At 62.6% G+C, this 8,318-nt stretch carries 5 protein-coding genes and 1 pseudogene; 3 read left to right on the top strand and 3 right to left on the bottom strand.

Translation table 11 applies throughout. The annotated features are described in order from the left end of the window. Positions 1 to 128: 128 nt before the first annotated feature. From JQK88_RS25365 to JQK88_RS25355, 3 genes and pseudogenes are all read right to left on the bottom strand, one after another. A pseudogene (locus tag JQK88_RS25365) lies at positions 129 to 299 on the bottom strand (helix-turn-helix domain-containing protein); the annotation flags it as partial. A gap of 658 nt (positions 300 to 957) precedes the next feature. Beyond that, a complete protein-coding gene (locus JQK88_RS37225) occupies positions 958 to 2,922 on the bottom strand; it encodes an acyltransferase family protein (protein WP_203279803.1) in 1,965 nt (654 codons plus the stop codon). Between the two features lie 103 nt (positions 2,923 to 3,025). Further along, entirely contained in the window at positions 3,026 to 3,634 is a 609-nt protein-coding gene (locus JQK88_RS25355) for a TetR/AcrR family transcriptional regulator (RefSeq protein ID WP_203279801.1), read from the bottom strand. Between the two features lie 108 nt (positions 3,635 to 3,742). Here JQK88_RS25355 and JQK88_RS25350 point away from each other — a divergent pair, with 108 nt between their 5' ends. The 3 genes from JQK88_RS25350 (at position 3,743) to JQK88_RS25340 (ending at position 8,301) form a co-directional block, all read left to right on the top strand. Further along, positions 3,743 to 4,429 (top strand): PspA/IM30 family protein, encoded by a 687-nt coding sequence (locus tag JQK88_RS25350; RefSeq protein ID WP_203279799.1) that lies wholly within the window; start codon positions 3,743 to 3,745, stop codon positions 4,427 to 4,429. A gap of 65 nt (positions 4,430 to 4,494) precedes the next feature. Next, positions 4,495 to 4,782: a YiaA/YiaB family inner membrane protein gene (locus tag JQK88_RS25345; protein WP_192254861.1), complete on the top strand. Its 288-nt coding sequence runs from the start codon at positions 4,495 to 4,497 to the stop codon at positions 4,780 to 4,782. Between the two features lie 93 nt (positions 4,783 to 4,875). Continuing rightward, entirely contained in the window at positions 4,876 to 8,301 is a 3,426-nt protein-coding gene (locus JQK88_RS25340) for an acyl-[ACP]--phospholipid O-acyltransferase (RefSeq protein ID WP_246750032.1), read from the top strand. The last annotated feature ends 17 nt before the right edge of the window (positions 8,302 to 8,318 follow it).

Genomic DNA, 8,318 nt, shown 5'->3' with positions numbered 1-8,318 from the left:
CCACGAGGCGTACCGGCACTTGGTCGGGCGTGGCTTTCGAACCGAAATCCAAGGGGTCACGATGCACAGGCCCAATGAGCCGGGTTACAGTCGCGCCGGCGTCTTCGTGCTCGACGACTGGCGCTAGTGAAGCGCTTCTGCCAGCGCCAGACGCAGGTCTCAGAGGTGCCGGTCCGGCGCATGATCTCGGTCGTGCAGACGCCATCGGCGCTCAGCAGCATGATAACTGCCCGCCAGACGTGTTTCTGAGCCCTGTTCCGATTGCTGGCGACAGCCTCAAGGCGCTGCCGACCGCGCAAGCGCCATCGACTGCTCCGCCACCAGCTACAGATCAGCGCGGAACGCGGCTTCCACAGCAGCCCGATGTTGAGCGTCCATCCAATCAGCGATGGCATCGCGATTCCCCTTTGTCAGGCGCACTTCCGTCTGCCTACGTAGGCGCTCAAGCTCCAGTAGCCGCTGGTGATATCGGAGCATCGCTATTCCTTCCGTGCCATTGAAGCTTCAAGCGCTTCCAGGCGCTCCAGCAAATCGCCTGTTTCAATCGCCTTCCGCTGGGCCTCAATGAGGGCAGAAATGCTTTGCGCTTCCGAGGGGAGCAATCCTGCCCTGCGCTGTGGCGGTGACAAGACATGCCAGCGCCCATCCACCGTGCTCGTGTCGGGTAATTCAATCTCGATGGGTCGTGCGATCGGTGCTGGCCTGGGATGGGATGTATGGGGCTGCTTTCTCTGCGGCCCAAGCAAGACTCTTCTCTTCTTCTTCATCGTTTCGCATGATGGACAGCATGTATTCGACGGGGGTAACGCCTTCGGACACGGCGCCGGCCAATAGCTCGACGTGACGCTGGCTTAAGCTCCCTTTAGGACGCCCTGCGCCCGGTCTGACACCCCCTGCCTTAGCCATTCGGTCAGTTTATTCGGAAAAGCGCCTAGCGCTTTCCTCTCGGGAATTGCGTCAAAGCCCGAGCCTGGGAGCGAGATAGGGCGCGAGCGCAAGCGAATAGGTGGCCGTCAAATGACCATTGTCGCGCCAAACGATCATATTGCCGACAACCGCCGGGCATAGTTCCGGCCCGCACATGGCGTCGGTCATATCGACGACGCGCACATTTTTCTGACCCTCTGCAGCAAGCGCCAACACGTCGTTGAGCTCGGCGTCGCTTCTTTTGGTGAAGCATTTTACAGGCGTGGCGCTCAGGCAATCGCCGGGCTCAAATGCCATCAAGGGCGTGTTGCGGATGACGATGATCCGGGAGCCCGCCTCCGTCAGTCTGCTCCAGACGTCGCGCAGCCCTTCGATCATCGCGTCATCGGGAACCGATCCTGCGTTGGACTGGCTGGTGATAACAGCGAACGGTCTGAGCTTGAGGATTTCGGCCAGCACTTTCTCTCGCCACTCGTAGCAAGATGGATACGGTTTGCCGTCCGACATGGTGGGCGCGCGCGCCAATGCGCAGGCGGATTTCGAGAAAGAAACCAGCTTGAATTTGCGGTCCTTGGCGATCTTGTTCAGGGCTGGACCCCACTGGGCAGCGTGAGAATCTCCCACGAGGACGATGGTTTTCGCGCTGGCCGGATCGCCCAGCACACATCCCACCGGTTTGGCGCCTTTCAGGTTCTGCTGACATCCCGCTGCGAACAAACTCGACACGTCCCGCCTTAGCCGGGCCAGCGGCGGCAGCAGGTCCACACCGTCCGGAACCGCGACGCCGGCCAGCAGCGAAGCGGGCCCAGGATAGGCAGGCGTGCCAATCAGCGTAATGTCGGTGCGTTGCGTCGTCACAAAATGCAGCAGCCCCTCGGATGCCGCCACGCATGCCAGGACCGCGATGGTGCCGTATCCCAGCGGCTTCCACCACGCGCCGCCCCGGGGTTGTCGATAAGGTTGTTCGACATAGCGATAAGACAGGTCCGACAGGACCAGGGTCACCGCAATCAGGCCGACCCCACTGGCAAATGTCAGCGAATGGCCCTGTCCCAGGAAGAATGTGATCAATGGCCAATGCCAGAGATAGATCGAGTATGACCGATCGCCGATGAAACGAAGCGGCCACAAATCGAGCCCACGAAACCGGCCGGCTTGGACTCCGCCAGCCAGGATGACGAGCACGGTGGCCAAGGTTGGCAGCAACGCACTGACGCCGGGGAACGGTGTCGCCGCGGAAAACAGAAAAGCGGACGCGAGGATGCCGGCGATGCCGGCAAGCGCCATCAGCCGCCTTGTACCCGCGCCCAATCGAAACCGGTGCTCGCCAAGCACCAGAAGACCGCCCAGCGCCAATTCCCACAGGCGTGTATGGCTGACGAAATAGGCCTGGGCGGGGTCTGTTTTCGTCAGAACAATCGAGGCGACCAGCGATGCCACGAAAACAAGCGACAATGTCGTCGCCAGGCATCGTCTCAAGGAGATGGCCCACCGCCGCGCCAGCCAAATCACGCCGATCATGAGCACCGGCCAGACGATGTAGAACTGCTCTTCGATGGAAAGCGACCAGTAATGCTGCACCGGTGTCGGCAGATTGTCGGCGTCGAGATAGCTGACAGCCTCGTGGGCCAGGCGCCAGTTTTCGACATAGAGCGCGCTGGCCAGGATCTGCTTGGCGGTTTCCTCCCAGCGGGCCTTGGAAATGAACAGCAGCGTGCCGAGCATCGTCACCAGAAGCACCAGGATCGCTGCCGGTAGAAGCCTGTGAATCCGTCGCGAATAGAATTCTATCACCGAGACGCGACCGTCGCGCAGCGCCATCTGCGCCAGCAAGCCGGTGATCAGATAGCCCGAAATGACGAAAAAGACGTCGACGCCGATATATCCACCGGGAAGAACATAGGGCCACAGGTGAAAGATGACGACCAGAGTGACGGCCAGTCCGCGCAACCCTTGTATTTCGGGCCGAAACCGACGCTCCTGATTAATTGTCACCTGATGTCCCCAACAGTTTCAGCTGGCCTTAATCAACAGGCCAGTCCGCACCACGGTCTTCATAAGGGCAGAAAGCGGTGAGGCAAGAGCCGATCGCGGCAGCTCATTCTCTTTCCGTCTCCAGCCCGCTCACCAGCGTGTCGACGAAACCGAGCAGTTCGCTTTCGAGGTCGGTGGGCGCGAGGCCAATGAAGCGGTCTTCGAGCGAGATGGAGACGATGCCGTGGACGGCGGAGAACAGGGTGCGGGCGCGGGCCAGCAGGTCCGGCGTGTCCAACGCGGGGAGCAGCTTGGCAAGCGGCTCGACCAGATGCTGGATCAGCACCGCATGTTCGGCCAGGTGCCATTCGGGCACCGCCACGCCTGGCGCCATGCGGTGTTCGAACAGCGCCTTCCATGCCATGCGATTGTCGCTGGCGAAGCCGAGATAGGCCTTGGCCAGCGCCTTCAGCCTCGCCCTTGGCTCTGCGGCGCCCGTCGCCTCCTGCTGCAAGGCCTCTCCCAGCCGCGCCAGCGTAATCGAATTGACGTGCAGGATGAGCTCGTCGAGGTCGGCAAAGGCGGTGTAGAGCGCACCCAGCGCGCAGCCGGCATCGGCCGTGATGTCGCGTGCGCGCAGCCCGGCGAGACCCGAGGCTTGAATGCGCGCCTGCGCGGCCTCGATCAGCCTGCCTTTGAGATCTTCGCGTTTGGCGTCCCGTTTTGCCGTCATTAACCTTCCTTATCAGAAATTTATGAACACCGTTCATTTTCCTCTTGAACGCCGTTCACGATGTGTTACGTTGCATTCGTGAACAACGTTCATAGAGGAGAAACGGGAATGTTGAAACAGTTTTTTGCTCTCGTTCGCGGCCGCAGCTACGAAGCCGCCGAGGCGGTCGTCGACAGCAACGCGCTGGTGATCTTGCGCCAGCAGATCCGCGACTGCGCCGACGCCATCGCCGCTGCCCGCCGGGCGGTCGCCATTGCCATCGCCCAGAACGAACAGGAAGTCGCGCAGTTCAAGAAGCTGGTCGTCCGCCTCGACGACCTGGAGAAGCGCACCATCGCCGCGATCGAGCAGGGACAGAATGAACTGGCCCGTGAGGCCGCCGAAACCATCGCCATGCTGGAAGCCGAACGCGATGCCTCCAGCGAGGCGCAGAAAAGCTTCGGCACCGAAATCGAACGGCTGAAGCGGATTATTCGCGTCTCTGAAATGCGCCTGCGTGAATTGCAGCGCGGCCAGCGCATCGTTGCCGCGGTCGACTCGACCCAGCGCCTGCGCGAAAGCGCTCCGGGCTCCAGCCTCTCGGCCCTCAAGGACGCCGAGGAGACGCTGCTGCGCCTGCGCACACGGCAAAAGCAGATCGACGCCACCGCGGCCGCCATGGCCGAGATGGAGCAGTCGGGCGATCCGGCCGCGGTCAGCGAAAAGCTCGCGGCCGCCGGCTGTGGCGCCCCGTTGAGAAGCAGCGCCGACGCCGTGCTCGAACGGCTGACGAAGACGATGACCAAGCCGGCCTGATTGTATCCGGCCTGAAACAGACCCACGACCAACCAACCTAACCCTGAAACGAAAGGATTATACCGATGACCCCGAACACCTACTCCCCCAAGGACTCGAGCGCCTGGAAGACCTTCACCATGGCCAGTTTCGTCGTTGCCGCCACGATGATGGCCGGCGGCATCTACTTCATGGAGGCGAGCTTCGCCGCCAAGGGCTTTTACGCCATGGCCGCCATCATGCTCGTGCACACCTCGATCACCATCACCAAGACGTTGCGTGACTCGGAAGAAGCAAGCCGCTTCATCAACCGGCTGGAAGACGCCAAGACCGAGAAGCTGCTGATGGAAGTCAGCCGCAGTAACGAAGTGTAACCGGGTTCCCGCTAAAACAAGGCTCAAACCGCGCAAGACCGCTGATCAATCCCAACAGGATTTCACCGGTCTTGCCCAATGGAAGTCGCCGCTATGGAAATCGCCCCTATCAACCGTCCCACAGCTCATCTGATGACATCCCGGCGCTTTGCGCCTTTGTTCTGGACGCAGTTCCTGTCCGCCTTCAACGACAATTTCCTGAAGAACACGCTGGTGTTCCTTATTCTGTTTACGCTGGCGGCGGATCAGGCGGCGTCTCTGGTCACTCTGGCGGGCGCCGTCTTCATGGCCCCCTTCCTGTTCCTGTCCGCGCTTGGCGGCGAGATCGCCGATCGCTTCGACAAGGCCCTCATCGCCAAACGTCTGAAATTCGCCGAGATCGCCGCGGCGGGTGTCTCTGTCGCCGGCATCGCGCTGTCGTCCATTCCCGTGCTGATGGTGGCGCTCTTGATGTTCGGCATCATCTCGGCGCTATTCGGGCCGATCAAATACGGCATCCTGCCCGATCACCTCGAGCGCAAGGAACTGCCAAAGGCCAACGCCTGGATCGAGTCCGCCACCTTTGCCGCCATCCTCGGCGGCACCATTGCCGGTGGCGTCGTTTCCGCCGATGGCATCGGCGTCACAGTGTTCGGACCGATCATGATGGCGCTCGCCGTCGGCTGCTGGCTCGTCAGCCGCTATATTCCGTCCACCGGCTCGGCGGCGCCCGACCTCGTCATCGACAAGAACATCTTCCGCTCGACCTGGCGTCAGGTTGCCGAGTTGCGCACCGACATGCGCATCTGGCGCGCCGGCCTGATGACCTCGTGGTTCTGGTTGATCGGCGCCATCGTGCTGTCGATCCTGCCGACCCTGGTCAAGGATTCGCTCGGCGGCAACGAGATGGCGGTCACCGTCTATCTCGCGGTCTTCGCCGTCTCGATCGCCATCGGCTCGGCCATCGCCGCCTGGATGTCGCAGGGCCGCATCGTGCTTCTGCCGGCACCGGTCGGCACGGCGCTGCTGGCGCTGTTCGGCCTGCATCTGGCCTGGACGATCTGGAGCATGCCGCCTTCGCCCCACGCAGAAACCCTTGGTGCATTCTTCGCCGGCCCGAACACGATCCGGGTCGCGATCGACCTCGCCGGCATGGCCATCGCAGCCGCCTTCCTGGTGGTGCCGACCTTCGCCGCCGTGCAGGCCTGGTCGCCCGAGGCGCGCCGTGCCCGTGTCGTTGCTGCCGTCAGTATCGTCAATGCCGGCTTCATGACGGTCGGCGGTATCATTGTCGCCGTGATCCAGACCAAAGTCTCCACCGGTGGCATTCTGTTCGGCCTCGCCGCGGCCAATGCGATTGCTGCCTGGCTGATGTTGAAATTCCTGCCGACCAACCCCTTCCGCGATTTCGTCTCCATCCTGTTCCGGGCCTTCCTCCGCCTGGAGGTCGAGGGTATGGACAACCTCAAGGCGGCCGGCAAGGCGCCGATCCTGGCGCTCAACCATGTCAGCTTCCTCGACGGTCCGCTGGCGCTGACGTTGACCGACGAGGAGCCGGTCTTCGCTATCGACTACTTCATCGCCCAGGCCTGGTGGATGAAGCCGTTCATGAAACTTGCACGCGCTTTGCCGCTCAATCCGGCCAAGCCGATGTCCACCCGCACGCTGATCAAGGTCGTGCAGGGCGGCGATCCGCTGGTCATCTTCCCGGAGGGCCGCATTACTGTCACCGGTGGCCTGATGAAGGTCTATGACGGCGCTGCCATGGTCGCCGACAAGACCGGCTCGATGGTTGTGCCGGTGCGTATCGACGGGTTGGAGAAGACCTACTTCTCGCGGCTGAGCTCGCAGCATGTGCGCCGCCGGCTGTTCCCAAAGGTCAAGGTGACCATTCTGGAGCCTGTCAAGCTCGAAGTGCCGCCGGAGCTGAAGGGCCGCAAGCGCCGCGCCGCGGCCGGGTCTGCCCTCTATCAGGTGATGTCGGACCTCGTCTTCCGCACCCAGGACATCGACAAGACAGTGCTGGAAAAGATCATCCAGACCGCCACCGAACGCGGCATGAGAGAGCTCGCCGTGCAGGACCCGGTCACCGGTTCGCTGAGCTACGGCAAGCTCCTGACGGCTGCTGCCGTGCTTGGCGAGAAATTCAAGAACCTCTACGCCGGCCAGCAGACGCTCGGCATCATGCTGCCCAACGCCAACGGCTCCTGCGCGACGCTGCTCGGCGTCATGTCTTCCGGCAAGGTTCCGGCGATGATGAACTTCACCGCCGGCGCCGCCAACATCCTCTCCGCCTGCAAGGCCGCCGAGGTGAAGACCGTGCTCACCTCGCGCGCCTTTATCGAACAGGCAAAACTCGGCGCCGTGGTCGAGGAGCTCGGCCGCTCGGTGAACATCGTCTGGCTCGATGATTTGCGCGCCACCATTGGCCTCAAGGACAAGCTCCTGGGCCTGCTGCGCAAAAGCACGCCGCGCGTTGCCCGCAAGCCCGACGATCCTGCGGTGATCCTGTTCACCTCGGGTTCGGAAGGCACGCCCAAGGGCGTGGTGCTGACCCACCGCAACATCCTGGCCAATGCCGCCCAGGCGGCGTCGCGCATCGACTTCCACTCGGGCGACAAGGTCTTCAACGTGCTGCCGATCTTCCATTCCTTCGGCATGACGGCGGGCGCGGTACTGCCGCTGATCTCGGGCGTGCCGGTCTATTTCTACCCCTCGCCGCTGCACTACCGCCTCGTGCCCGAACTGATCTACGGCTCGAACGCGACGATCATCTTCGGCACCGACACGTTCCTCTCAGGCTATGCGCGCACCGCGCATCCCTATGACTTCCGCTCGATCCGCTATTGTTTTGCCGGCGCAGAACCGGTCAAGGCCGCGACGCGCATGACCTATATGGAGAAGTTCGGCGTGCGCATCCTCGAGGGCTACGGCGTCACCGAAACAGCGCCGGTGATCTCCATAAACACGCCGATGTACAACCGCTCTGGAACCGTCGGCAAGATCATGCCCGGCATGGAATATCGCCTCGACCCGGTGCCCGGCGTCGACGATGGCGGCCGGCTGTTCGTGCGCGGTCCCAATGTCATGGCCGGCTATCTCCGGGCCGAGAAGCCCGGCGTGCTCGAACCGCTTGAAGACGGCTGGCATGATACGGGCGACGTCGTCGCCATCGACGAGGGTGGCTTCATCACCATTCGCGGCCGTGCCAAGCGCTTTGCCAAGATCGGCGGCGAGATGATCTCGCTGGCGGCCGTCGAAGCGCTGGCCGGCGAATTGTGGAAGGGCTCGCTGTCGGCGGTCGCCACCGTGCCGGATGCACGCAAGGGTGAAAAGCTGATCCTCATTACCGAGGCACCCGGCGCGGCCCGTGCGGACTTCCTGGCTTTCGCCAAGGCCAACGGCGCCATGGACCTGATGGTGCCGGCCGAAGTGCGCGTCGTCCCAAAAGTGCCGGTGCTCGGCTCCGGCAAGCTCGACTTCGCCGCCGTGACCAAGATGGTGCGCGACGAAGAGGCCTTGAAGACCAAGGCCGCCTGATCCACTCACAAGACGGG

The organism is Mesorhizobium caraganae (genome assembly GCF_016836705.1).
GTDB classification, from domain to species: Bacteria; Pseudomonadota; Alphaproteobacteria; order Rhizobiales; family Rhizobiaceae; genus Mesorhizobium; species Mesorhizobium caraganae.
The sequence above is the reverse complement of the archived record's forward strand: the minus strand, read 5'-3'. Positions and strand labels throughout refer to the sequence as shown.